Origin of the sequence: Streptomyces sp. HB132 (genome assembly GCF_016909575.1) — a bacterium.
GTDB lineage: Bacteria > Actinomycetota > Actinomycetes > Streptomycetales > Streptomycetaceae > Streptomyces.
Genome location: NZ_JAFBGA010000011.1, coordinates 112,813 through 136,609 on the forward strand (window position 1 = coordinate 112,813; position 23,797 = coordinate 136,609).

Annotated in this window: 22 protein-coding genes and 1 tRNA gene; 20 read left to right on the forward strand and 3 right to left on the reverse strand. The window is 70.7% G+C overall.

Going from position 1 to position 23,797, the window contains the following annotated elements:
- Nucleotide 1 precedes the first annotated feature (1 nt).
- The 3 genes from JOC24_RS23415 to JOC24_RS23425 all read right to left on the reverse strand — a co-directional run bounded on the left by JOC24_RS23415 (nt 2) and on the right by JOC24_RS23425 (nt 2,384).
- Nucleotides 2-715: a C39 family peptidase gene (locus JOC24_RS23415; protein WP_205022347.1), complete on the reverse strand. Its 714-nt coding sequence runs from the start codon at nt 713-715 to the stop codon at nt 2-4.
- A gap of 158 nt (nt 716-873) precedes the next feature.
- Complete coding sequence (locus tag JOC24_RS23420; protein WP_205022348.1) at nt 874-1,872, reverse strand: ArsR/SmtB family transcription factor; 999 nt, start codon at nt 1,870-1,872, stop codon at nt 874-876.
- Nucleotides 1,873-2,312: 440 nt separating this feature from the next.
- Nucleotides 2,313-2,384: transfer RNA gene (locus JOC24_RS23425), tRNA-Arg, on the reverse strand.
- A 205-nt stretch (nt 2,385-2,589) separates the two neighbouring features.
- Between JOC24_RS23425 and JOC24_RS23430 the strand changes: the two genes are divergently transcribed.
- The 20 genes from JOC24_RS23430 (at nt 2,590) to JOC24_RS23525 (ending at nt 23,658) form a co-directional block, all read left to right on the forward strand.
- Nucleotides 2,590-3,060: a response regulator gene (locus tag JOC24_RS23430; RefSeq protein ID WP_205022349.1), complete on the forward strand. Its 471-nt coding sequence runs from the start codon at nt 2,590-2,592 to the stop codon at nt 3,058-3,060.
- A gap of 78 nt (nt 3,061-3,138) precedes the next feature.
- Nucleotides 3,139-4,209: an ArgS-related anticodon-binding protein NrtL gene (gene nrtL / locus JOC24_RS23435; RefSeq protein WP_205022350.1), complete on the forward strand. Its 1,071-nt coding sequence runs from the start codon at nt 3,139-3,141 to the stop codon at nt 4,207-4,209.
- A gap of 24 nt (nt 4,210-4,233) precedes the next feature.
- A complete protein-coding gene (gene lysA / locus JOC24_RS23440) occupies nt 4,234-5,625 on the forward strand; it encodes a diaminopimelate decarboxylase (protein WP_205022351.1) in 1,392 nt (463 codons plus the stop codon).
- A 95-nt stretch (nt 5,626-5,720) separates the two neighbouring features.
- Nucleotides 5,721-7,076 carry a homoserine dehydrogenase gene (locus JOC24_RS23445; RefSeq protein ID WP_205022352.1) on the forward strand — a complete coding sequence of 452 codons (1,356 nt, stop codon included), beginning with the start codon at nt 5,721-5,723 and terminating at the stop codon, nt 7,074-7,076.
- 6 nt (nt 7,077-7,082) lie between these two features.
- Nucleotides 7,083-8,153: a threonine synthase gene (gene thrC, locus JOC24_RS23450; RefSeq protein WP_205022353.1), complete on the forward strand. Its 1,071-nt coding sequence runs from the start codon at nt 7,083-7,085 to the stop codon at nt 8,151-8,153.
- A gap of 264 nt (nt 8,154-8,417) precedes the next feature.
- Nucleotides 8,418-9,335, forward strand: coding sequence for a homoserine kinase (thrB, locus tag JOC24_RS23455; protein WP_205022354.1), 918 nt, complete (start codon nt 8,418-8,420; stop codon nt 9,333-9,335).
- 387 nt (nt 9,336-9,722) lie between these two features.
- Nucleotides 9,723-11,795: a transcription termination factor Rho gene (rho, locus tag JOC24_RS23460; RefSeq protein WP_205022355.1), complete on the forward strand. Its 2,073-nt coding sequence runs from the start codon at nt 9,723-9,725 to the stop codon at nt 11,793-11,795.
- A 520-nt stretch (nt 11,796-12,315) separates the two neighbouring features.
- A complete protein-coding gene (locus JOC24_RS23465; RefSeq protein ID WP_205022356.1) occupies nt 12,316-13,419 on the forward strand; it encodes an LCP family protein in 1,104 nt (367 codons plus the stop codon).
- Between the two features lie 188 nt (nt 13,420-13,607).
- Nucleotides 13,608-13,832 carry a 50S ribosomal protein L31 gene (gene rpmE, locus JOC24_RS23470; RefSeq protein WP_123461667.1) on the forward strand — a complete coding sequence of 75 codons (225 nt, stop codon included), beginning with the start codon at nt 13,608-13,610 and terminating at the stop codon, nt 13,830-13,832.
- Nucleotides 13,833-13,985: 153 nt separating this feature from the next.
- Nucleotides 13,986-15,062, forward strand: a complete 1,077-nt coding sequence (gene prfA, locus JOC24_RS23475) for a peptide chain release factor 1 (RefSeq protein ID WP_205022357.1) — start codon at nt 13,986-13,988, stop codon at nt 15,060-15,062.
- A 51-nt stretch (nt 15,063-15,113) separates the two neighbouring features.
- Nucleotides 15,114-15,959, forward strand: coding sequence for a peptide chain release factor N(5)-glutamine methyltransferase (gene prmC, locus JOC24_RS23480; protein ID WP_031091484.1), 846 nt, complete (start codon nt 15,114-15,116; stop codon nt 15,957-15,959).
- Nucleotides 15,960-16,017: 58 nt separating this feature from the next.
- Nucleotides 16,018-16,665 carry an L-threonylcarbamoyladenylate synthase gene (locus JOC24_RS23485; protein ID WP_031091485.1) on the forward strand — a complete coding sequence of 216 codons (648 nt, stop codon included), beginning with the start codon at nt 16,018-16,020 and terminating at the stop codon, nt 16,663-16,665.
- Nucleotides 16,662-17,303, forward strand: coding sequence for an arsenate reductase/protein-tyrosine-phosphatase family protein (locus tag JOC24_RS23490; protein ID WP_205022358.1), 642 nt, complete (start codon nt 16,662-16,664; stop codon nt 17,301-17,303). The genes JOC24_RS23485 and JOC24_RS23490 overlap by 4 nt, the downstream gene beginning before the upstream one ends.
- Before the next feature lie 138 nt (nt 17,304-17,441).
- Nucleotides 17,442-18,731, forward strand: coding sequence for a serine hydroxymethyltransferase (glyA, locus tag JOC24_RS23495; RefSeq protein WP_205022359.1), 1,290 nt, complete (start codon nt 17,442-17,444; stop codon nt 18,729-18,731).
- Between the two features lie 93 nt (nt 18,732-18,824).
- Complete coding sequence (locus JOC24_RS23500) at nt 18,825-20,204, forward strand: MraY family glycosyltransferase (RefSeq protein WP_205022429.1); 1,380 nt, start codon at nt 18,825-18,827, stop codon at nt 20,202-20,204.
- 263 nt (nt 20,205-20,467) lie between these two features.
- The gene (locus tag JOC24_RS23505; protein ID WP_205022360.1) at nt 20,468-20,905 is read left to right on the forward strand and encodes a hypothetical protein; all 438 of its coding nucleotides are present in this window, start codon (nt 20,468-20,470) and stop codon (nt 20,903-20,905) included.
- Nucleotides 20,906-21,127: 222 nt separating this feature from the next.
- A complete protein-coding gene (atpB, locus tag JOC24_RS23510; RefSeq protein ID WP_205022361.1) occupies nt 21,128-21,943 on the forward strand; it encodes a F0F1 ATP synthase subunit A in 816 nt (271 codons plus the stop codon).
- Between the two features lie 75 nt (nt 21,944-22,018).
- Entirely contained in the window at nt 22,019-22,261 is a 243-nt protein-coding gene (atpE, locus tag JOC24_RS23515) for an ATP synthase F0 subunit C (RefSeq protein ID WP_073727291.1), read from the forward strand.
- 39 nt (nt 22,262-22,300) lie between these two features.
- Entirely contained in the window at nt 22,301-22,846 is a 546-nt protein-coding gene (locus tag JOC24_RS23520) for a F0F1 ATP synthase subunit B (RefSeq protein ID WP_205022362.1), read from the forward strand.
- Nucleotides 22,843-23,658, forward strand: a complete 816-nt coding sequence (locus JOC24_RS23525; protein WP_205022363.1) for a F0F1 ATP synthase subunit delta — start codon at nt 22,843-22,845, stop codon at nt 23,656-23,658. The genes JOC24_RS23520 and JOC24_RS23525 overlap by 4 nt, the downstream gene beginning before the upstream one ends.
- Nucleotides 23,659-23,797 lie beyond the last annotated feature (139 nt).

Below are 23,797 nucleotides of genomic sequence, written 5' to 3' on the forward strand. Positions count from 1 at the left end.
GTCAGGCGGAGTACCCCTTCGGAGGGATCAGCGTGGCGAGCTGGTCGAAGGAGATCCAGTAGATCTGGTTGCCGCTGAAGGAAGCCGGGTCGGCGATGAGGACGGTCCGGTCCACCTCGTCGTAGCCGAAGACGGTGAAGTAGTGGTAGATCGTCTGGTCCGAGGGATACCCGGGCGGCTGGTTCCCCGGCGGGGCCACGATGTTGGCCACCAGCGGGTAGTTGCGGTCGATGTCGAACACGATGTCGTGCCACAGGAGGTCCCGCTGGCCCTGGGTCGGCGGATCGTTCGGCATCTCCTTGGTCTCGTACCAGCCGCCGCCCAGGTTCGAGTTGAGTACGCCGGTCACCTGGCCGATGTGATCCGTGCCCGCCTGGGTGGTGCCGAGCTGCCAGGCGAGATCACCCTGGCTGGGAGGGGCCATCCGGGCCGAGAGGGCGATGCGTGTGGCGGCCGGGCCGCACCAGTACCCGGTCTCCTGGACCTGGTAGTCGATCTGGAGCCAGTGCGCGCTCCTGGTGCGCCCGGAGGCGACCTCCAGCCGGCTGCCCGGCTCGTCGAACCCGCTGAGGACGGCCGTGCCCGCCTCGGAGCCGTGGGCGCCCACGGATACGGAGGGGACGGACGGCGCGGGCGACGCGTAGGCCGCACCCGGCTGGAACAGCGCTCCGAGGGCGACGGCTGCGATCGCGGCGGACACACATCTCTTACGCATGGGAGCTCCTGGGGGGACTGGCCCGTGAAGAAGGGCGCGGCGGTGGGGGTGCCCGGTCGTGTGCGAGAGCGGGACCAGCGTGATTCCCGGGGCCGTGGAGCCGCAAGCGGTGAAAGTCCAGGCTTACGTGGGAAGTCGGGCCGCCCGGGCCCGCTCCGTCAGAGTGACCCGTGCCGCCCCTCGACAGCCAGCAGGGCGCGTCCCTCCTCGGTGGCGAGGTGGAAGGACCGCCCGGCCGTGCGGACCGTGGTGATCAGGCCGGCCGCGCGCAGCACCCTCACGTGCTGGCTGACGGCCGGGTGGGTCACCCGCAGAAGACGGGCGGCCTCGACGGTGGAGCAGCCGGTGAGGGCGGCGCGGAGTATGCCGGCACGCGTGTGCCCGAGCAGCGGCCCCAGCGGGCCGGTTCCCCGACCGGCGCGTGAGTCGGCGACGGGCCCGGCCCAGTCGGCCGCGTGGTGGATGGGATAGACGAGCACCGGTGGCAGCGCGCCGTCGGCCAGTGTGGCCGGCGTGGGCCAGCAGAAGAACGACGGCTGCAGCACGAGGCCCCGGCCCCGCAGATGGAGTTGCTGGTCGACGGGGTAGGTGACCTCCAGGACGGGGGGCCGCCAGCGGATCTGCGGACCGAGGCCGGCCAGGAGCCCCTCGGTGCCCCGGTCGAGGAGGCTGTGCAGGCGGACGGCGCGGTCGGCGTCGATGTGCGCGTGGACACGCGGCCAGTAGGGCGCCAGCGCCTCCAGCTGATAGGTGTGGAGGGCATCGCCGAGCCTGCGCAGTGCCTCGGCGTCCCCTGCCGCCAGCGAACGCACCCAGCCCTTCGGCCTTATGGAGGAAGCCAGTTGGGACAGGTCGGTGCGCAGCCGTGGGCGCGGGGTGCTCATCAGGACGTCGAGAGCCGCCTGCAGGCTGGTGCGGTCACCGGATGTGGGGGTGAGGAAGTCGGGGGAGTAACCGGTGGGCGGCAGCAGTCCGGCCAGCAGCGCGCGACCGCCCGAGAGTCTGGGCCGGGCCCAGTGCCGCCATGCTCCGAACACCCGCTCGCCGTCGCAGCGTTGAAGGGTCTGCACGCTGTTGGTGATCTCCCAGAGGAAGTCGGGCCCCGGGGCCACCCGGACCCGCGCCAGGTCCTCGGACGTGAAGTACACCCGCAACATGGGCCCTCCAACGAGAGGCGAAGGTGCGCTGATGCCGACCGCGGGGCGACTGACGGGTCGACCGAGCACCGGACGAGCTCAGTCGAACCTCCGAGGCTGCACCCCGGCGGCTGCCTTCGGGCAGCGTATACCGCTCGATCTCCGAGTTTCCGGCGAGTGGGAGAGGCCCTGCGGCCGGCCCGGGCCCCCTGCTCCGCCGGCCCGGTGAGCCGCCCGCGCGACACCCGGCGAACGTGCGCCGGCCGCGTCCGCTGCCGCGGCCCGCCGGACGGTGTTCCCGGGAGTGGTGAAGGCGCCTGTGGCCGGCTCCGGTGCCGAGCCCCCGCTCGCGACCTCGCTCGGGTGCTCCCGGCCCCGTTCGGATCCCGACGGGAACAAAAAAAGACCCCCTGCACAGTGTCACCACTGATGAGAGGGTCTTTTCGGCACTTCCTGCGAAGTGCCCCCGGCAGGATTCGAACCTGCGCACCCGGCTCCGGAGGCCGATGCTCTATCCCCTGAGCTACGGGGGCGAATCACCGCACTTGGCGGCGACGAGTGAAACCCTACCAGCTCCGGCGGGGTGTCCGGGTACAGGTTTTCCCGCGTCGGCCCGCCGGTCCGTCGCCGGTCGGGCCTGTTCGGGGGACGGGCGCGGGAGGTCGTGTGCCGACTCCCGAGGACGGGGCGCCGAATGCCGTTTCGCGGTGGCGACCGGCCACCCCTCACGGGGCGGAAGTGGGCAAAACCCGGACGCGGCCCTTCCGCTCGACCTACCCTCGAAGGGTGTCAGGGGCGTACGGCCGCGTGCTTGTTGTCGACGACAACAAGGTCATCCGGCAGCTGATCAGGGTCAACCTCGAGCTGGAGGGCTTCGAGGTCGTGACCGCGGCCGACGGCGTCGAGTGTCTGGATCTGGTGCACGAGGTCTGTCCGGATGTGATCACCCTCGACGTGGTGATGCCCAGGCTCGACGGAATACAGACCGCGGCCCGGCTGCGGGCCGACCCGAGGACAGGGCACCTCCCGGTCGCCGTCATCAGTTCGTGCACACCCCACGAGGTGGCCGCCGGGGTCGACGCGTTCCTCGCGAAACCCTTCGAGCCGAGCGAGATGGTGCGCATGGTGCGCCGGCTCGCGTGCCGGCGGGATCACACGCGGTTCGACGGCAGGCGCGGCGCGGGGACGGCCGGGAGCGCCGCCGGCTGACCGCGCGACCGGGCCGCGGCTGCCCGTATGGCGAAACCGGTTGGCGAAGTGCCCCCCTTCCTCCCATACGCTGGTCCCGTGACCCCCGCAGATCTCTCCCGGACCGTGCTGCACGCTGTGCGCCGCGCGGTCGACGAGGACGCCCTGCGCGCGCCGGTGCCCGGCAGCGTGCGGGTCGAGCGGACACGCCCCGGTGGCAGCGGTGACTACGCCTGCGCCGTCGCCCTCCAGCTGGCCGGGCCCGCCGCGCTCCCGGCGAGGGATGTCGCGGCGCTGCTGCGGGACCGTGTCGCGGGCACGCCGGGGGTCGTGCGGGTCGAGGTCACCGGGCCGGGCTTCCTGAACTTCACGCTCGACACCTCCGCCGACGACGCCTCCCGCTCCGCACGGGTGTGCCAGGTGCTGGAGCAGGGGCTCCGGTACGGGTGGGGTGCCGAGTGCGCCGGGCAGGTCCATCAGCTCCACCACCGGCGCGAAGTCCGGGCAGCGGTCGTGGCGGGCACGGTGATGAAGCTGCTCCGTGCGCAGGGCGCCCTGGGGCGTACCACCTGTGAGGAGGCGTCCGACCCCGACTGGGCACGTCTCGGCGTCACCGTGGACGCGCACGGGCGGCCACCCGTTCCGCTCGTGCAGACCCGGCCCGTGCCCGCCGGGGCCACGGCGGGGGAGCTGCTGGAGCGGCTGGGCGCCGACGCCACCCGCTGGGGCCTGCTGAGGCCCGCCGGACACGACCGCGCGCACCTCGGTGACGCCCTCCTCGTGCAGGGCGAGGCCAATCCGCTGTTCCTGGTCCGCTACGCCCACGCCCGCGCCCGTGCGCTCGGCCGCGAGGCGCGGCGGCTCGGCTTCACGGCCGCATACGACCGGTCCGCAGACGTTCCCGCGCCCGCGCTGCACGCCGTCCTCGCCGATCACCCCGGCGTCCTCGCCTCCGCGGCCCGCCACCAGGCCCCCGACCGGCTCGCCCGGCACCTCGAGACGGTGGCGCACGCCTTCTTCGACTTCCACGACGCCTGCCCGCCGCTCCCCGCCGGTGACGAGAAACCCTCGGCCGCCCACCGCTCCCGGCTGGCCCTCGCCGAAGCCGCCGGGACGGTGCTCGCAGGCGGCCTGTCCCTGCTCGGCATCAGCGCGCCCGAACACCTCTGAGAACCGAGAGAGCAGAGCAGAACGATGAGCCGATCCGCCCACCCCGCAGGACCCCGTCACGCCGACGTCCTCCCCGAGGGCCACTACACCGCCCCGGCCACCGACCTCAACGAGCTGGACGCGAAGGTCTGGTCCCGTACGGTCACCCGTGACGCCGACGGTGCGCTCACCGTCGGCGGTATCGAAGTCGCCCGGCTGGCCGAGGAGTTCGGGACCCCGGCGTACTTCCTGGACGAGTCCGACTTCCGGGCGCGCTGCCGCGCCTGGGCGGACGCCTTCGGGGCGGACGCCGATGTGTTCTACGCCGGGAAGGCATTCCTGTCGCGCGCCGTGGTGCGGTGGCTCAAGGAGGAGGGGCTGAATCTGGACGTGTGCTCCGGCGGTGAGCTCGCCACCGCGCTGGACGCGGGAATGCCCGCCGAGCGCATCGCCTTCCACGGCAACAACAAGACCGTCGCCGAGATCGAGCGGGCAATCGAGGCGGGCGTCGGGCGGATCGTGCTCGACTCCTTCCAGGAGATCGCCCGGGTCTCGCACATCGCCCAGCGGCTCGGTACGCGCCAGCGGGTGCAGATCCGCGTGACGGTCGGGGTCGAGGCCCACACCCACGAGTTCATCGCCACCGCGCACGAGGACCAGAAGTTCGGGATCGCACTGGCGGACGGGCAGGCGGCCGAAGCGGTCCGCAGGGCGCTCACCATGGACGGCCTGGAGCTCATCGGCATCCACTCGCACATCGGCTCGCAGATCTTCGACATGGCCGGCTTCGAGGTCTCCGCGCGGCGCGTCGTCCAGCTCCTCGCCGAGGTCCGTGACGAGCACGGCGTCGAGCTCCCCGAGATCGACCTCGGCGGCGGCCTCGGGATCGCGTACACCTCCGAGGACGACCCGCGCGAGCCGCACGAGATCGCCAAGGCGCTCGGCGACATCGTGACCCGGGAGTGCGAGTCGGCGGGCCTGCGCACCCCGCGCATCTCCGTCGAGCCGGGCCGCGCGATCGTCGGCCCCACCGCGTTCACGCTGTACGAGGTCGGCACCATCAAGCCCCTCGACGGCCTGCGGACGTACGTGAGCGTCGACGGCGGCATGTCCGACAACATCCGCACCGCCCTGTACGACGCCGAGTACAGCGTGGCGCTCGTCTCGCGCAGCTCCGACGCCGCGCCCATGCTCGTACGCGTCGTCGGCAAGCACTGCGAGAGCGGTGACATCGTGGTCAAGGACGCGTTCCTGCCGTCCGACCTGGCCCCCGGCGACCTGATCGCCGTGCCCGCCACCGGCGCGTACTGCCGGTCCATGGCGAGCAACTACAACCACGCACTGCGCCCGCCCGTCGTCGCCGTGCGCGACGGTCGGGCACGCGTCATCGTCCGCCGCGAGACGGAGGAAGATCTCCTGCGTCTCGATGTCGGCTGATGAAATTCACATCTCAAAATCCGGACGGGTGACAGAAACCCCCGTCCGGTGAGTGAGACTGGTCCACACATCAGAAGTATGAGAAACGAGGTCGGATGATGCGTACGCGTCCGCTGAAGGTGGCGCTGCTGGGCTGTGGAGTGGTCGGCTCAGAGGTGGCGCGCATCATGACGACGCACGCCGACGACCTCGCCGCGCGCATCGGTGCGCCGGTCGAGCTCGCCGGTGTCGCCGTCCGCCGGCCCTCCAAGGTGCGCGAGGGCATCGACCCCGCGCTGATCACCACCGACGCGACCGCCTTGGTCGAACGGGGCGACATCGACGTCGTCGTAGAGGTCATCGGAGGCATCGAGCCCGCCCGCACGCTCATCACCACCGCCTTCGAGCACGGCGCGGGCGTCGTCTCGGCCAACAAGGCGCTGCTGGCCGAGGACGGCTCCGCACTCCACGCCGCAGCCGAGAAGCACGGGCGGGACCTCTACTACGAGGCGGCCGTGGCCGGCGCGATCCCGCTCGTACGTCCCCTGCGCGAGTCCCTCGCGGGGGACAAGGTCAACAGGGTGCTCGGCATCGTCAACGGCACGACCAACTTCATCCTCGACAGGATGGACACGAGCGGCGCCGGATACTCCGAGGCGCTCGACGAGGCCACCGCCCTCGGGTACGCCGAGGCCGACCCGACCGCCGACGTCGAGGGCTTCGACGCCGCCGCCAAGGCCGCCATCCTCGCCGGGATCGCCTTCCACACCCGCGTCAAGATCGGCGAGGTGCACCGCGAGGGCATCACGGAGGTCACCGCCGCGGACATCGCCTCCGCCCGGCGCATGGGCTGCACCGTCAAGCTCCTCGCCATCTGCGAGCGCGCCGCCGACGGCCGGTCCGTCACCGCCCGGGTGCATCCCGCGATGATCCCGCTCAGCCACCCGCTGGCCTCCGTCCGCGAGGCGTACAACGCGGTCTTCGTCGAGGCCGAGGCGGCCGGGCAGCTGATGTTCTACGGTCCCGGCGCCGGTGGCGCCCCGACCGCGTCCGCGGTCCTGGGCGACCTGGTCGCCGTGTGCCGCAACATCATCGGACAGGCCACCGGCCCCGGTGAGTCCGCGTACACGCGTCTGCCGGTCAGCCCCATGGGCGACGTCGTCACGCGCTACCACATCAGTCTCGACGTGGCCGACAAGCCTGGCGTACTCGCCCAGGTCGCGACGGTCTTCGCCGAACAGGGCGTATCCATCGATACGGTCCGACAGAAGAGCCGCCAATCGGGCAGCGGCGACGGAGTTGCCATCGAGCAGGGTGGCGGCGGGCGACGGGCGGGCGGGGACGGCGAGGCATCTCTCGTCGTCGTCACCCACCGCGCGCCCGACGCCGCCCTCTCCGGGACCGTCGAAGCGCTGCGCAAGCTGGACACCGTGCGCGGTGTCGCCAGCATCATGCGTGTTGAAGGGGAGTAAGGACCCATGACCAGCAAGGGCACACACCAGTGGCGCGGCATCATCGAGGAGTACCGGGACCGGCTCCCGGTCACGAGCTCGACGCCGGTCGTCACACTCCGTGAGGGCGGCACGCCGCTCGTCCCGGCTCAGGTCCTCTCCGAGCGCACGGGCTGCGAGGTGCACCTCAAGGTCGAGGGCGCCAACCCCACCGGGTCGTTCAAGGACCGCGGCATGACCATGGCGATCACCCGGGCCAAGGAGGAGGGCGCGCAGGCCGTCATCTGTGCCTCCACGGGCAACACCTCGGCCTCCGCGGCCGCGTACGCCGTTCGCGCGGGCATGGTCTGCGCCGTCCTCGTGCCGCAGGGCAAGATCGCGCTCGGCAAGATGGGGCAGGCGCTCGTCCACGGCGCGAAGATCCTCCAGGTCGACGGCAACTTCGACGACTGCCTGACCCTGGCCCGCAGCCTCTCGGACAACTACCCGGTGGCGCTGGTCAATTCGGTCAACCCGGTCCGCATCGAGGGCCAGAAGACCGCCGCGTTCGAGATCGTCGACGCGCTCGGTGACGCCCCCGACATCCATGTGCTGCCGGTGGGCAACGCGGGCAACATCACGGCCTACTGGAGGGGTTACAAGGAGTACGCGAAGGACGCGGTCTCCACGCACACCCCGCGCATGTGGGGCTTCCAGGCGTCCGGTTCCGCGCCGATCGTCCGCGGCGAGATTGTCAAGGACCCGGCGACCATCGCCACCGCGATCCGCATCGGCAACCCGGCGTCCTGGCAGTTCGCGCTGGACGCCCGGGACGAGTCGGAGGGCTTCATCGACGCCGTGACGGACCGTCAGATCCTGTCGGCCTACCGTCTGCTGGCCTCCCAGGAGGGTGTCTTCGTCGAGCCCGCCTCGGCCGCGTCCGTGGCCGGTCTGCTCAAGGCCGCCGAAGAGGGCAAGGTCGACCCCGGCCAGAAGATCGTCTGCACCGTCACGGGCAACGGGCTGAAGGACCCCGACTGGGCCGTCGCGGGTGCCCCGCAGCCGGTGACGGTCCCGGTCGACGCGGCTGCCGCGGCCGAGCGGCTGGGCCTCGCGTAACCGGTCCTCGCCGCAGCTCAACCGCCCTTCCGGGGCGGAGAGCGCATGGGAGGTGCGCGACACGCATCGTGCGCCTCCTGTGCGCCCTATGTCGCGACAGAACCTTCCTTCGATAAGCTGTGGTCAACCCGCCCCGCCGCATCCGCCGCGGTGCTGTGGCCGTCGTGTCCGCCGGGCCCCGTCCTCCGCACAACGACTCCCCACGCTCGTTCGAAACACCCTGCACCACATCCCCGCCGCCGTACAGGAAGAGTCGTCCAACCGATGGCCGGTCCCGCGTTCCGAGCCGCCGCCGTCCGGGTGCGCGTCCCCGCAACCAGCGCCAATCTGGGCCCGGGTTTCGACGCCCTCGGCCTCTCGCTGGGGCTCTACGACGACGTCGTCGTCCGGGTCGCCGATTCCGGGCTGCACATCGACATCGCGGGTGAGGGCGCCGAGACGCTGCCCCGCGACGAGAACCACCTGCTCGTACGTTCCCTTCGCACGGCCTTCGACCTGCTCGGGGGGCAGCCCCGCGGCCTCGAGATCGTCTGCGCCAACCGCATCCCGCACGGCCGTGGTCTCGGCTCCTCGTCCGCCGCCATCTGCGCCGGCATCGTCGCCGCCCGAGCCGTGACGACGGGCGGCGAGGCCCGTCTCGACGACGCCGCCCTGCTGGAGCTGGCCACCGAGATCGAGGGGCACCCGGACAACGTCGCCGCCTGCCTGCTCGGCGGATTCACCCTCGCCTGGATGGACGCCGGTGCCGCCAAGGCGATCCGGATGGACCCCGCGGACTCCGTCGTCCCCGTGGTCTTCGTCCCGGCGACCCCGGTGCTGACCGAGACCGCCCGCGGCCTCCTGCCGCGCACCGTCCCCCATGTGGACGCGGCGGCCAACGCCGGCCGTGCGGCCTTGCTCGTCGAGGCCCTCAGCCGGCGACCCGAACTGCTGCTCGCCGCCACGGAGGACCGGATCCACCAGGAGTACCGGGCCCCCGCGATGCCGCAGAGCGTGGATCTGGTGAACCGGCTGCGCGCCGACGGCGTCCCCGCCGTCATCTCCGGTGCCGGGCCCACCGTGCTCGCGCTGACCGACGAGGGCTCGGCCGACAAGGTCGCCCGGCTGGCGGGGGACGGCTGGACCGCGAACAGGCTCGCCCTCGACGCCACGGGTGCGAGCGTGCTGCCGCTCGCTGCGTAATCGCACGTGATTGCCGGTGCAAGAGAGGGGGAATGTTTGTTGGAGCCGGTAGTGTTAACCTCAAGTCAGCAATCGACGTCTTCGTGGCGCGTTGCTTCGTGTCCCGCTCCGGGACCACCACTCTTCCGTGAGCCTCCCCGACTGCCTGAGCAGCCTGCCTGAGCTTTCGAGCACGCTCCGGAACCGGCACGACACCCTCTTGCTCGTCCAGGAGTGGGCCGAGCAGGGGGATCTCGCGCCGGACCCCGCACATTCGTCTCTCCGCCGTACCCGGCGGACCACCGCCCCGGCAAGGTCCGCGATCGACACGATCAACAGACCGCAGTCGGACAGCACAACCGGTCGCCGAGCCAGAAGGCCGACGTCCGCTCCAGGGAAGGACCCTTCGTGAGCGACACCACCGATCTGATGGGCGTGACTGCCGACAAGAGCGTCGACAGCTCCGTGCCCGCCGAAGGTGCTGCCACTGGCACCACCGCACGGCGCCGCCGCTCCGGCACCGGCCTCGATGGCATGGTCCTGGCCGAGCTGCAGCAGGTCGCGTCCGGCCTCGGCATCAGGGGAACCGCGCGTATGCGCAAGAGCCAGCTGATCGAGGTCATCAAGGAGGCGCAGGCAGGAGGATCCTCCGCGCCCGCCCCCAAGGCCGCCGCATCCACCGGTACGGACGCCGGGAGCAAGCCGAAGCGCCGTGCCACGTCCAAGACGCGCACGGGCGACGAGACCGCTGCCGCGCCGGCCGCCGACAAGGCCGCCGCCCAGCAGCAGATCGACATCCCCGGGCAGCCGGCCAGCGACGAGCAGCCCGCGGGCGAGCGCCGCCGCCGCCGGGCGACCGCGCAGGCGGGCAGCCCCGACACCAAGGCCGAGTCCAAGGCTGAGGCCCACGCCGAGCCGAAGGCCGAGTCGAAGGGCGAAGGCCGTCAGGACCGTGCCGACGAGCGCGGCGAGGCGAAGGCCGACGCGAAGGCGGAGTCCGCCACGGACAACGCCGAGGGCCGTCGCGGCGACCGCCAGGACGGCCGTCGTGGCGACCGCCAGGACCGTGACCGCGGTGACCGCCGGGACCGCCAGCGTGACCGCCGCGGCAAGGGCGACGACCAGGGCCAGCAGGGCGGCGGACGCCGTCAGGGCCAGGGTCAGGGCCAGCAGGGCGGCGGCGGCCAGAACCAGGGCCAGGGCCAGCAGGGCGGCGGCGGTCAGCAGGACGACGGTTACGACGACGAGGGCGGCCGTCGCGGCCGTCGCGGCCGTTACCGCGACCGCCGTGGCCGTCGTGGCCGCGACGACTTCGCGACCGACGTCCAGGTTGCCGACGATGACGTCCTGATCCCCGTCGCGGGCATCCTCGACATCCTCGACAACTACGCGTTCATCCGGACCTCCGGCTACCTGCCGGGCCCGAATGACGTGTACGTCTCGCTCGCCCAGGTCCGTAAGAACGGCCTGCGCAAGGGTGACCACGTCACCGGTGCGGTGCGCCAGCCCAAGGACGGCGAGCGCCGCGAGAAGTTCAACGCGCTGGTCCGCCTCGACTCCGTCAACGGCATGGCGCCGGAGAGCGGCCGCGGCCGCCCGGAGTTCCAGAAGCTGACACCGCTGTACCCGCAGGACAGGCTCCGTCTGGAGACCGACTCCAACGTCCTGACCACCCGGATCATCGACCTGGTCGCACCGATCGGCAAGGGCCAGCGAGGCCTGATCGTGGCCCCGCCGAAGACCGGTAAGACCATGATCCTGCAGGCCATCGCCAACGCGATCACGGTCAACAGCCCCGAGTGCCACCTGATGGTCGTCCTGGTCGACGAGCGTCCGGAAGAGGTCACCGACATGCAGCGGTCGGTGAAGGGCGAGGTCATCTCCTCGACCTTCGACCGGCCCGCCGAGGACCACACCACGGTCGCCGAGCTCGCCATCGAGCGTGCGAAGCGTCTCGTGGAGCTGGGACACGACGTGGTGGTCCTGCTGGACTCGATCACCCGTCTGGGCCGCGCCTACAACCTGGCGGCGCCGGCCTCCGGCCGCATCCTGTCCGGTGGTGTCGACTCGACCGCGCTCTACCCGCCGAAGCGCTTCTTCGGTGCCGCGCGGAACATCGAGGACGGCGGCTCGCTGACCATCCTGGCCACCGCGCTCGTCGAGACCGGCTCGCGCATGGACGAGGTGATCTTCGAGGAGTTCAAGGGCACCGGCAACATGGAGCTCAAGCTCGACCGGAAGCTCTCGGACAAGCGCATCTTCCCGGCGGTGGACGTCGACGCGTCCAGCACGCGTAAGGAAGAGATCCTGCTGGGCACCGATGAGTTGGCCGTGGTCTGGAAGCTGCGCCGGGTGCTTCACGCCCTCGACCAGCAGCAGGCCATCGAGCTGCTGCTGGACCGCATGAAGAAGACGCAGTCCAACGCGGAGTTCCTGCTCCAGATCCAGAAGACGACGCCGGGCAGCGGTAACAACGACTGACGTCACCGCGTTCGCGCACACATGACCGATGCCCCGTCACGGAAGTGACGGGGCATCGGTCATGACAGGGCGTCAGCCGCGCGCGTCCCTCGCGGAGTTGCGGTCGCGGGCCCGCATGGCCGGGCGGGCTCCGGGCCCGCCGGACGCAGGCGCGGTCCGGTGCGTCCGTCCACCCGTCGTCGGCTGCCCCGGCGGCCGCGCGGCTCCGGTGACGCGGGGAGGCGGCCGTGGCGGACGTGCCCGCCACGACGAGGAGTGACGAACCTCCCCCGGTGCGATCTTTGCCACACGCGCCGTCGTCCCGAGCCTCGGAGCGGCCACCACGCGTTCGCCCGAAACACCAGGTGGGCGCCGGGTTACCAGCCGGCTCACCCGCTCTCTGCGGCGTTCCTCCCGCCCGGCGGCGGCCTCAGCCCGCTGTGCAACGCTTCTCGCTGCTCCGGTCGTCCCACCGAGTGACGCCGGACCGCGCCCGTGCACCACGGCAGGGGGTGAGAGCGAGAAGCGGAAGAGGCAGCGCATGAGCGAGCAGAGCAGAGGCACCGGCCGAATACGCGGCACCGGCGTCCGCCGGCGGACGCCGTCGCGGGCCCGCAGGGTGAAGAGGATCGCGCTTTGGGGCGCCGCCGCCCTCGTGGTCGTGGGAGGGTCCGGACTCGGGTACGCCTACTTCACGCTCAACGGCAATCTGAAGGGCGTCGACATCGACGCCGCTCTCGGAGCCGAGCGTCCCGACGACGTGGACAACGGATCGCAGGACATCCTCGTGCTGGGGTCGGACTCCCGCTCCGGCGCCAACGCGGAGTACGGCGCCGACCAGGGGTCCGCGCGGGCGGACACCGCGATGATCGTCCACGTCAACGAGGGCCACAGCTCCGCGAGCGTGGTCTCGGTCCCGCGCGACACCCTCGTCGACCGCCCCGCCTGCACGAGCGACACGACCGGTGAACAGGTCGGCGCGGAGCAGCAGGCGATGTTCAACTCCGCCTACGAGGTCGGCGGGCCGGCCTGCGCGGTGAAGACCGTGGAGTCGATGTCCGGCATCCGCATGGATCACTACGTCGAGGTCGACTTCACCGGGTTCAAGAAGCTCGTCGACGAGCTGGGCGGCGTGAAGCTCACCACCTCGCAGGCGATCGACGACCCCGACAGCCACCTCGCGCTGAAGCCCGGGACCCACACCCTGAGCGGGGAGCAGTCACTCGGCCTCGTCCGTACGCGCCACAGCGTCGGCGACGGCAGTGACCTGGGGCGCATCCAGCTCCAGCAGGCGTTCGTCAAGGCGCTGATGGACCAGGCGAAGAGCGTCGGTGTGTTCTCGGACCCGAAGACCCTCTTCGGGCTCGCGGACACCGCGACCAAGACCGTCACGACCGACTCCGAACTGGCCTCCGTCAACAAGCTCACCGGCTTCGCGAACGGGCTCAAGGGCCTCGGCTCGAAGAACGTCGACATGGTCACCCTGCCCGTGGAGTACGACCCCGAGGACCCGAACCGGGTGCTGCCCCAGGAGAAGGCCGACGGGCAGGTCTGGGCGGCGCTCAAGCAGGACAGGCCGATACCGAGGTCCGCCACGGCGAAGTCCGCGGGCGACAAGGGCGGGGCCGGAGACGTCGTCCGCTGAGGGCACCTTCCGCGAACCTTCCGTCACGGAACGGTCGCGGAACGTTCCCCGTACGCACGGGAATACACACGGCCGGGTCCTCGTTTTGGGAGATACGGCCGGTCCTGGCAGACTGGTACGTCGGCCCCGGTTCACGGACGCGCAATCCGCGCGAACGACCCGGTGCCCTCCCGAACCTAGGAGACACCTTGAAGCGCGAGATTCACCCCCAGTACGTCGAGACGCAGGTCAGCTGCACCTGTGGTGCGTCGTTCACCACCCGGAGCACCCTCGACAGCGGCGCCATCCGCGCCGACGTCTGCTCCGAGTGCCACCCGTTCTACACGGGCAAGCAGAAGATCCTCGACACCGGCGGCCGCGTGGCCCGCTTCGAGGCCCGCTTCGGCAAGGCCGCCGGCTCCGCCAGCAAGTAGCGAGCCACTGCGCCGGTTCCCGACGCCCTCCACGGGGCGCCGGGACCGGCGTTTTTCCGGCTGTGCGGCCGGGTGCGCCCCCGTGGCGCGGTACAGGCAGCACACCGTCCAGCAGGCCCGCAGACGTATGACGCAGAAACCAGGAGCCCGAAGATGTTCGAGGCGGTCGAGGAACTGATCGGTGAACACGCCGATCTCGAGAAGAAGCTCGCCGACCCGTCGGTCCACGCCGACCAGGCCAACGCGCGCAAGCTCAACAAGCGCTACGCGGAGCTGACCCCGATCGTCTCCACCTACCGGTCCTGGAAGCGGACCGGTGACGACATCGGGACCGCCCGCGAGTTCGCCGCCGACGACCCGGACTTCGCGGCCGAGGTGAAGGTCCTGGAGAAGCAGCGCGAGGAGATCACCGAGAAGCTCCGGCTCCTCCTGGTCCCGCGCGACCCCAGTGACGACAAGGACGTGCTCCTCGAGATCAAGGCGGGCGCGGGCGGCGACGAGTCCGCCCTCTTCGCCGGCGATCTGCTGCGCATGTACCTGCGCTACGCCGAGCGCGTGGGCTGGAAGACCGAGATCATCGACTCCACCGAGTCCGAGCTCGGCGGCTACAAGGACGTCCAGGTCGCCGTGAAGACCAAGGGCGGCAACGGCGCCACCGAGCCCGGCCAGGGCGTCTGGGCCCGCATGAAGTACGAGGGCGGTGTGCACCGCGTGCAGCGCGTGCCCTCCACCGAGTCGCAGGGCCGCATCCACACCTCCGCCGCCGGTGTGCTCGTCACACCCGAGGCGGAGGAGGTCGACGTCGAGATCCACGCCAACGACCTGCGCATCGACGTCTACCGCTCCTCGGGCCCCGGCGGCCAGTCCGTCAACACCACGGACTCCGCCGTCCGCATCACGCACCTTCCGACGGGTGTCGTCGCCTCCTGCCAGAACGAGAAGAGCCAGCTCCAGAACAAGGAGCAGGCCATGCGTATCCTGCGGTCCCGGCTGCTCGCAGCCGCCCAGGAAGCGGCCGAGCAGGAGGCCTCCGACGTACGCCGCAGCCAGGTGCGCACCGTGGACCGCTCCGAGAAGATCCGGACGTACAACTTCCCGGAGAACCGCATCTCGGACCACCGCGTCGGCTTCAAGGCGTACAACTTGGACCAGGTGCTCGACGGTGACCTCGACGCCGTCATCCAGGCCTGCGTGGACGCCGACTCCGCCGCCAAGCTCGCCGCCGCATAAGACGCGTAGGACCCGACCCGCCCCGCCCGTGAACCCGTACGGAGAACCGCGATGAACCTGCTGCTCGCCGAGGTGGCCCAGGCCACCCAGCGGCTGGCCGACGCCGGTGTCCCCTCACCGCGATTCGACGCCGAGGAACTCGCCGCGTTCGTGCACGGGGTCAAGCGGGGCGAGCTGCACCACGTGCCGGACGCCGACTTCGACGCCCGCTACTGGGAGACGATCGCCCGCCGCGAGGCCCGCGAACCGCTCCAGCACATCACCGGCCGGGCCTTCTTCCGCTACCTGGAACTCCAGGTGGGCCCCGGTGTCTTCGTGCCGCGCCCGGAGACCGAGTCGGTCGTCGGCTGGGCGATAGACGCCGTACGTGCGATGGACGTGGTCGAACCGCTGATCGTCGACCTCTGCACCGGGTCGGGCGCGATCGCGCTCGCCATGGCGCAGGAGGTGCCGCGCTCACGCGTGCACGCCGTGGAGCTGTCCGAGGACGCCCTGAGGTGGACCCGGAAGAACGCAGAGGGGTCCAGGGTCACCGTCCACCGCGGCGACGCCCTGAGCGCACTTCCCGAGCTCGACGGCCAGGTCGACCTGGTCATCTCCAACCCGCCCTACATCCCGCTCACGGAGTGGGAGTACGTGGCGCCCGAGGCCCGCGACCACGACCCGCAGATGGCCCTCTTCTCCGGCGAGGACGGCCTCGACACCATCCGCGGCATAGAACGCACCGCGCACCGTCTGCTCCGTCCCGGCGGGCTCGTCGTCATCGAGCACGCCGACACCCAGGGCGGCCAGGTTCCGTGGATCTTCACCGAGGAGCGGGGATGGGCGGACGCGGCCGACCACCCCGACCTGAACAGGCGGCCCCGGTTCGCGACGGCCCGCAAGGCCATGCCGTGACCACCGGGACACCGGCACCGCACGATCCCTACCCGTACATGTCCGAGGAGGCCGGCTGATGGCACGGCGATACGACTGCAACGACGCGACCGACCGTACGACCGGCCTGCGTGAGGCCGCGTCCGCCGTCCGCCGCGGCGAACTGGTCGTGCTGCCCACCGACACCGTGTACGGGATCGGTGCGGACGCCTTCAGTTCGGAGGGCGTCGCCGACCTCCTCGACGCCAAGGGCCGCGGCCGCAACATGCCGACCCCTGTCCTGATCGGCTCCCCGAACACCCTGCACGGCCTGGTCACCGACTTCTCCGAGCAGGCCTGGGAGCTCGTCGACGCGTTCTGGCCCGGGGCCCTCACGCTCGTCGCCAAGCACCAGCCGTCGCTGCAGTGGGACCTCGGCGACACCCGTGGCACCGTCGCCGTCCGGATGCCCCTGCACCCCGTCGCCATCGAACTCCTCACGGAGGTCGGCCCGATGGCCGTCTCCAGCGCCAACCTCACCGGACACCCCTCTCCCGAGGACTGCGACGCCGCCCAGGAGATGCTCGGCGACAGCGTCTCCGTCTACCTCGACGGGGGCCCGACCCCCGGCATCGTGCCGTCCTCGATCGTCGACGTCACCGGCAGGATCCCGGTACTCCTGCGGGCCGGCGCCCTCACGGTCGAGGAGCTCCGCAAGGTGGTACCCGACCTCGAGGTGGCCAATTGACCGCCCCTGAGGGGCGTGGCATAGCGGGGCGGCACGACACTTTCCGCATCCTCCACGTCAGCACCGGCAACGTCTGCCGCTCGCCCATCACCGAGCGGCTGACCCGCCACGCCCTCGTGGACCGCCTCGGCGATCCGCTGAGCGGCGGCCTCATCGTGGAGAGCGCGGGGACCTGGGGGCACGAGGGCGCGCCCATGGAGGCCAACGCGGAGGTCGTCCTCGCCGACTTCGGGGCCGATGCCACGGGTTTCGTCGGCCGCGAACTCCTCGACGAGCACGTGATCCGCGCCGACCTCGTGCTCACCGCCACCCGGGACCACCGCGCCCAGGTGATCTCCATGGGCCACTCGGCGGGCCTGCGGACCTTCACGCTGAAGGAGTTCACCCGGCTGGTGCGGGCCATAGACCCCGCGACCCTCCCGGACGCGCGCGAGGAGGGTGTCGTCGAGCGCGCCCGCGCGCTGGTGCGCGCCGCGGCGGCCCTGCGCGGCTGGCTGCTGGCCCCCACCGCCGAGGCGGACGAGGTCTACGACCCGTACGGCGCCCCGATCACCTTCTTCCGCTCGGTCGGTGACGAGATCAGTCAGGCGCTCGACCCGGTCATGACCGCGCTCACCGGGGTGCGCGCCCCCCGCTGAGCCACCGCCGGCCCAGGGCGCCGCACCGTGGTGCGCCGACCGGCGTAGGGGCGCGTCCGGCAGCGGGCAGGCACCCGGGGACGGGCCTACATTGGATCTGACGCCACGCACCCCCCTCCTCCAGGCCCGGAGCCCTCGATGCCGGTCACCACTCCAGCCGCACGCGCGGCCGCGCCACCGTCCTCCCCGTCCGACACCGCCGTGCCGCAGGACTTCGGCGCCCTGCTCCGCCAGGACCCGGAGATCGGCGGCATCCTGCTCGCCGAGGCCGGCCGTCAGTCGAGCACCCTCCAGCTCATCGCCGCCGAGAACTTCACCTCGCCCGCGGTCCTCGCCGCCCTGGGCTCCCCGCTCGCCAACAAGTACGCGGAGGGCTACCCCGGTGCACGGCACCACGGCGGCTGCGAGCAGGCCGACGCCGTGGAGCGCGCCGCCGTCCGGCGTGCCACGTCCCTGTTCGGCGCCGAGCACGCCAACGTCCAGCCGCACTCCGGGTCCTCCGCCGTCCTCGCCGCGTACGCCGCGCTGCTGCGGCCCGGCGACACGGTGCTGGCCATGGGACTCCCGTACGGCGGGCACCTCACCCACGGAGCCCCCGGGAACTTCTCCGGACGCTGGTTCGAGTTCGTCGGCTACGGAGTCGATCCCGACAGCGGGCTCATCGACTACGCCCAGGTGCGCGCCCTGGCCCGGGCCAGGCGCCCCAAGGCGATCGTCTGCGGCTCGATCTCGTACCCGCGGCACCCCGACTACGAGCAGTTCAGGGACATCGCCGACGAGGCCGGCGCCTATCTGATCGCGGACGCCGCCCACCCGATGGGGCTGATCGCCGGGGGAGCGGCGCCCAGCCCGGTCCCGTACGCGGACGTGGTGTGCGCCACCACGCACAAGGTGCTGCGCGGACCGCGCGGCGGCATGATCCTGTGCGGCGTCGAGTTCTCGGAGCGCATCGACCGCGCGGTGTTCCCGTTCACCCAGGGCGGCGCCCAGATGCACACCGTCGCGGCGAAGGCCGTCGCGTTCGGCGAGGCGGCGACCCCCGGGTACGCGGTCTACGCCCACCGGGTCGTCGCACATGCCCGGGTCCTGGCGGCCGCCCTCGAGTCCGAGGGCTTCGAGGTCACCACGGGCGGTACGGACACCCACATCGTCGTCGCGGACCCCGCCCCGCTGGGCGTCGACGGCCGCGTCGCCCGCAACCGGCTCATGGCCGCCGGGATGGTCCTGGACACCTGCGCCCTGCCGTACGGCGACGCGCGCGGGATCCGGCTCGGCACCGCGGCCGTCACCACCCAGGGCATGGACGAGGACGACATGGCGCGGATCGCCGCGCTGTTCGGCGCGGCCGTACGGGAGGAGGGCGACGCCGGCCGGCTGCGGGCCGAGGTGCGTGGACTGGCCGAGCGCAATCCGCCGTATCCCGGGTAGGCGGAGTGGATGAGCTATGTGCAACCAACACCCGTGGCTCGGTGTCCTTGCTATGGAGACTAGGGTGTGGGGCTGAGATGGCCGGCGAATTCTGTGGGGCAGCCCGTGCGTGATTACCTGCTGACGCTCTGTGTCACGACAGCGGTTACCTATCTGCTGACCGGGCCGGTGCGGAAGTTCGCCATCGCGATCGGGGCGATGCCCGCGATCCGTGCGCGCGACGTACACCGGGAACCGACACCTCGGCTCGGTGGCATCGCCATGTTCGGCGGACTGTGTGCGGGACTGATCACCGCGGACCACCTCTTCAACCTGAACAGCGTGTTCGAGCTCTCCGACGAACCCAGAGCCCTGCTCTCCGGCGCCGCCCTGATCTGGCTGATCGGCGTCCTGGACGACAAGTTCGAGCTCGACGCCCTGATCAAGCTCGGCGGGCAGATGATCGCCGCCGCCGTCATGGTCATCCAGGGTCTGACGATCCTGTGGCTGCCCATCCCGGGCCTGGGTACCGTCGCCCTCACCCAGTGGCAGGGCACGCTGCTCACGGTCGCGCTGGTCGTGATCACGATCAACGCGGTGAACTTCGTCGACGGCCTGGACGGCCTGGCGGCCGGCATGGTCTGCATCGCGTCCGCGGCGTTCTTCCTCTACACCTACCGGCTCTGGTACGGGTACGGGATCGAGGCGGCCGCCCCCGCGACGCTCTTCGCCGCGATCCTGATGGGGATGTGCCTCGGCTTCCTGCCGCACAACATGCACCCGGCCCGGATCTTCATGGGTGACTCAGGGTCCATGCTGATCGGCCTCGTGCTGGCCGCCGGTGCGATCTCTGTCACCGGCCAGGTCGACCCGGACGCCATGAAGCTGTTCGAGGGCAGCGAGCGGCAGGCGACCCACGCGATGCTGCCGGTCTTCATCCCGCTGCTGCTCCCGCTGACGATCATCGCCATTCCGGCCGCCGACCTGATCCTCGCGATCGTGCGGCGCACCTGGAACGGCCAGTCGCCGTTCGCGGCCGACCGCGGGCACCTGCACCACCGGCTGCTGGAGATCGGGCACTCGCACAGCAGGTCCGTGCTGATCATGTACTTCTGGTCCGCGCTGATCGCGTTCGGCGCGGTCGGTTACTCCGTGCACTCCGCCTCGCTCTGGATCGTGCTGGTGATCGTGGGGCTCAGCGCGGTGGGTCTCGTCCTGCTGCTGATGCCGCGCTTCACCCCGCGCGCCCCGCACTGGGCGGAGTCCTTCGTGCCGCCGCGCTACCGGCGCCGTCGGCGCGAGGACGCCGTCGGCGGCGCGGCGGAGGGCGAGGACGCCCCGCACGGCCAACACGGCCACACGGGCTCGCAGATGGCCTCTCCGGAGTCCGAACGGGCCTCGGTGTCCGTGGGTGTCTCCGGCGTCAACGGGGCGACAGCGGTCGGCCCCCGTTCGCGCTTCACGGATCGGGACCGCGCCGACTCACCGCGTTAGCGGCCCCGACGCAGATGCTCCTATAGCAGACAATCCGTCGTGATGTTCTGCACACACGCGCGGACTAACCCTCATGTGTGACAGCTGGCACACTTTCTGAGTAAAGACCTCATCAAATAGTTTGTGATACCGTTCACGAAGCCCGGTGAGGAGGCCGAAGGACCTGAGTAGCACGGTCCTCCGGCCCGAAGTATCGACTCGGACCGGGCCTACGCTCGTCCCTGACGACCACTGACCACCCCCTGCAAAGCGGAGTAACCGCCATGCCGTCCAACGACGTCCGGACTCTCCTCCACACCGCCGTGCCCACTGCCGCCGCCGGTGTCGTCACCGTCGCCGTCAGTGCTGCGCTCGCCGGCGGCAAGGGGGCGATCGGAGCGGCGGCCGGAACGCTGGTGGTGATCCTCTTCATGGGGATCGGACTCGGCGTCCTGCAGCGCACGGCCAGGTCGATGCCGCACCTGTTCCAGTCCATGGGGTTGTTGCTGTACACGACCGAACTGCTGCTGCTCTTCGTCTTCGTGGCCGCGTTCAAGAACACCACGCTGTTCAATCCCAGGGCCTTCGCGGCCGCGGTGATGGTTGCCACCCTCGTCTGGGTCGCGGCGCAGATCCGCGTCCACATGAAGACCAAGATCCTTTACGTCGAGCCGGACTCGTCCGCGGGCAAGACGCCCGAGAACATGGGGTCTTCGACGTGAGGGGTAGGGCCGGGATAAGCGCGCGTTCGAGACCCTGCTATCGTCCGGTGCCAACTGCGGCACTGCGGGCGCGGGCATCAAATTCGGCGCCTGCTCCATCGCGAGGCGTAATGCCTGAGCCGCCCCCCATCCGTAACACCAGTCCAGTGCCGACCAGCGGCTGCTTGCCGCGCCGACACAACGAGGTTGCCGTACCTATGCGCCACGCTGAAGGAGCCCGCGGTGAGTGCTGACCCGACGACGGTGCTCGCCTTCGAGACCGACTGCCACATCTTCGACGGATGCGGCTTCCCGGCTCCTGGCCTGCACTCCTTTGTTTTCGAGCCGATGGCCACCGTCGGCGGCTTCGAGATCAACAAACCGATGCTGCTGGCGGTCCTTAGCACCGTTGTCGTCGTCGGCTTCTTCTGGGCGGCTTTCAACAAGCCGAAGCTGGTGCCCGGAAAGCTCCAGATGGTCGCGGAGGCGGGTTACGACTTCATCCGCACCGGTGTGGTGTACGAGTCGCTCGGCAAGCGCGAGGGCAAGAAGTACGTGCCCCTCATGGTCTCGCTGTTCTTCTTCATCTGGATCATGAACCTCTGGGCGATCATTCCCCTCGCCCAGTTCCCGGTGGTCTCGGTCATCGGGTTCCCGGTGGCGCTGGCCGCGATCGTGTATGTCCTCTGGGTCAGCCTGACCTTCAAGCGGCACGGCTTCGTCGGTGGCTGGAAGAACATCTCCGGCTACGACCCGTCGATCGGTCCGGCTCTGCCCTTCGTCATGGTCATCGAGGTCATGTCGAACCTGCTGATCCGGCCGTTCACCCACGCCGTGCGACTCTTCGCCAACATGTTCGCCGGTCACGTGCTGCTGCTGATCTTCACGATCGCCAGTTGGTACCTGCTGAACGGCATCGGCATCGCCTACGCCGGTGTCTCCTTCGTGATGGTCATCCTGATGACCGCCTTCGAACTGTTCATCCAGGCGCTGCAGGCCTACGTGTTCGTCCTTCTGGCCTGCAACTACATTCAGGGCGCTCTCGCCGAGCACCACTGACGCAGCCCAGCTCCACCCCCGATAGTCGTCCGGTGGCCAACCCCCACCGGTTCTGAAAGAGAAGGAAGAAACGGCATGTCCGCTCTTGAGACCCTCGCCGCCGTCAACATCTCGGGCAACCTCGGTTCCATCGGCTACGGCCTCGCCGCGATCGGCCCCGGCGTCGGCGTCGGCATCATCTTCGGTAACGGCACCCAGGCTCTGGCCCGTCAGCCCGAGGCTGCCGGCCTGATCCGCTCGAACCAGATCCTCGGCTTCGTGCTCTGTGAGGCGCTGGCCCTGATCGGTCTCGTCATGCCCTTCGTCTACCCGTTCTAGTCGCGGCATTTCCAGCCCGAAGCGACGAAAGGCATTGATGTGAACGCCCTACAGCTGGCGTCCGAGGGAGAGATCCAGAACCCGCTGCTCCCGGCGGTACCTGAGATCGTCATCGGCCTCATCGCCTTCGCCATCGTCTTCGGTTTCCTCGCCAAGAAGCTCCTCCCGAACATCAACAAGGTTCTGGAAGAGCGCCGCGAGGCCATCGAAGGCGGTATCGAGAAGGCCGACGCGGCCCAGACCGAGGCCCAGAGCGTTCTTGAGCAGTACAAGGCTCAGCTCGCCGAGGCCCGCCACGAGGCCGCTCGTCTGCGCCAGGAGGCGCAGGAGCAGGGTGCCGTCATCATCCAGGAGATGAGGGCGGAAGGTCAGCGGCAGCGCGAGGAGATCATCGCCGCCGGCCACACCCAGATCGAGGCCGACCGCAAGGCCGCGGCGTCCGCGCTGCGTCAGGACGTGGGCAGTCTCGCCACCGCCCTGGCCGGCAAGCTCGTCGGTGAGTCCCTCGAGGACCACGCACGACAGAGCGGCACCGTCGACCGGTTCCTCGACGAGCTCGAGGCGAAGGCCGAGGCCGTCCGATGAACGGAGCGAGCCGCGAGGCGCTGGCCTCCGCACGCGAGCGTCTCGACGCACTGACCGACTCCACGTCGGTCGACGCGGCGAAGCTCGCCGAGGAGCTGGCAGCCGTCACCGCGCTGCTCCACCGCGAGGTGTCGCTGCGCCGGGTCCTCACCGACCCGTCGCAGGGCGGCGAGGCCAAGGCCGAGCTGGCCGGACGACTGCTGAGGGGGCAGGTGGGCGGCGAAGCCGTGGACCTGGTCTCCGGCATGGTGCGGTCCCGCTGGTCGCAGTCGCGTGACCTGGTCGACTCGGTCGAGGAACTGGCGAACACCGCAGACCTCACCGCGGCCCAGCGCGCGGGTGCGCTCGACGACGTCGAGGACGAGCTGTTCCGGTTCGGCCGGATCGTCGGCTCCGACGTGGCACTGCGCTCGGCCCTCACCGACAAGGCGGCTCCTGCCCCGGCCAAGAGCGGGCTGCTCCGCGGCCTGCTCGGCGGCAAGACCCAGCCGGTCACCGAGCGCGTGATCACGCGCCTCGTGACGCAGCCCCGAGGACGTAGCCTGGAGGCGGGACTCGACTCCCTGTCCAGGCTCGCCGCGGAGCGCCGGGACCGCATGGTCGCCGTCGTCACCTCGGCGGTGCCGCTGTCCGACCACCAGAAGCAGCGCCTCGGCGCCGCGCTGGCGAAGATCTACGGCCGTCAGATGCACCTGAACCTGGACGTGGACCCCGAGGTCCTCGGCGGGATCTCGGTGCGCGTCGGTGACGAGGTCATCAACGGCACGATCGCGGAGCGCCTCGAAGAGGTCACCCGCAGGATGGCCGGCTGACAGCGCGCAGCGCCCACACCGCACCAACTGAACGAGCAAGAACAGCGGCCCGGTTGGGCCGTGCAGAAATTGCAGAAGATTCCTGGGGGTCGCCCCCAGACCCCCTTAAGAAACTTCGGGCCCAACAAGGAGAGCAGGG

Excerpts from the sequence above, each read along its gene's own strand:
- lysA (WP_205022351.1), top strand. The coding sequence starts at position 4,234 with ATGAGCCGATCCGCCCACCCCGCAGGACCCCGTCACGCCGACGTCCTC.
- JOC24_RS23465 (WP_205022356.1), top strand. The coding sequence starts at position 12,316 with ATGAGCGAGCAGAGCAGAGGCACCGGCCGAATACGCGGCACCGGCGTC.
- thrB (WP_205022354.1), top strand. The coding sequence starts at position 8,418 with ATGGCCGGTCCCGCGTTCCGAGCCGCCGCCGTCCGGGTGCGCGTCCCC.
- JOC24_RS23415 (WP_205022347.1), bottom strand. The coding sequence starts at position 715 with ATGCGTAAGAGATGTGTGTCCGCCGCGATCGCAGCCGTCGCCCTCGGA.
- thrC (WP_205022353.1), top strand. The coding sequence starts at position 7,083 with ATGACCAGCAAGGGCACACACCAGTGGCGCGGCATCATCGAGGAGTAC.
- glyA (WP_205022359.1), top strand. The coding sequence starts at position 17,442 with ATGCCGGTCACCACTCCAGCCGCACGCGCGGCCGCGCCACCGTCCTCC.
- JOC24_RS23485 (WP_031091485.1), top strand. The coding sequence starts at position 16,018 with ATGGCACGGCGATACGACTGCAACGACGCGACCGACCGTACGACCGGC.
- JOC24_RS23505 (WP_205022360.1), top strand. The coding sequence starts at position 20,468 with ATGCCGTCCAACGACGTCCGGACTCTCCTCCACACCGCCGTGCCCACT.
- JOC24_RS23445 (WP_205022352.1), top strand. The coding sequence starts at position 5,721 with ATGATGCGTACGCGTCCGCTGAAGGTGGCGCTGCTGGGCTGTGGAGTG.
- prmC (WP_031091484.1), top strand. The coding sequence starts at position 15,114 with ATGAACCTGCTGCTCGCCGAGGTGGCCCAGGCCACCCAGCGGCTGGCC.
- atpE (WP_073727291.1), top strand. The coding sequence starts at position 22,019 with ATGTCCGCTCTTGAGACCCTCGCCGCCGTCAACATCTCGGGCAACCTC.
- JOC24_RS23525 (WP_205022363.1), top strand. The coding sequence starts at position 22,843 with ATGAACGGAGCGAGCCGCGAGGCGCTGGCCTCCGCACGCGAGCGTCTC.
- prfA (WP_205022357.1), top strand. The coding sequence starts at position 13,986 with ATGTTCGAGGCGGTCGAGGAACTGATCGGTGAACACGCCGATCTCGAG.
- JOC24_RS23420 (WP_205022348.1), bottom strand. The coding sequence starts at position 1,872 with ATGTTGCGGGTGTACTTCACGTCCGAGGACCTGGCGCGGGTCCGGGTG.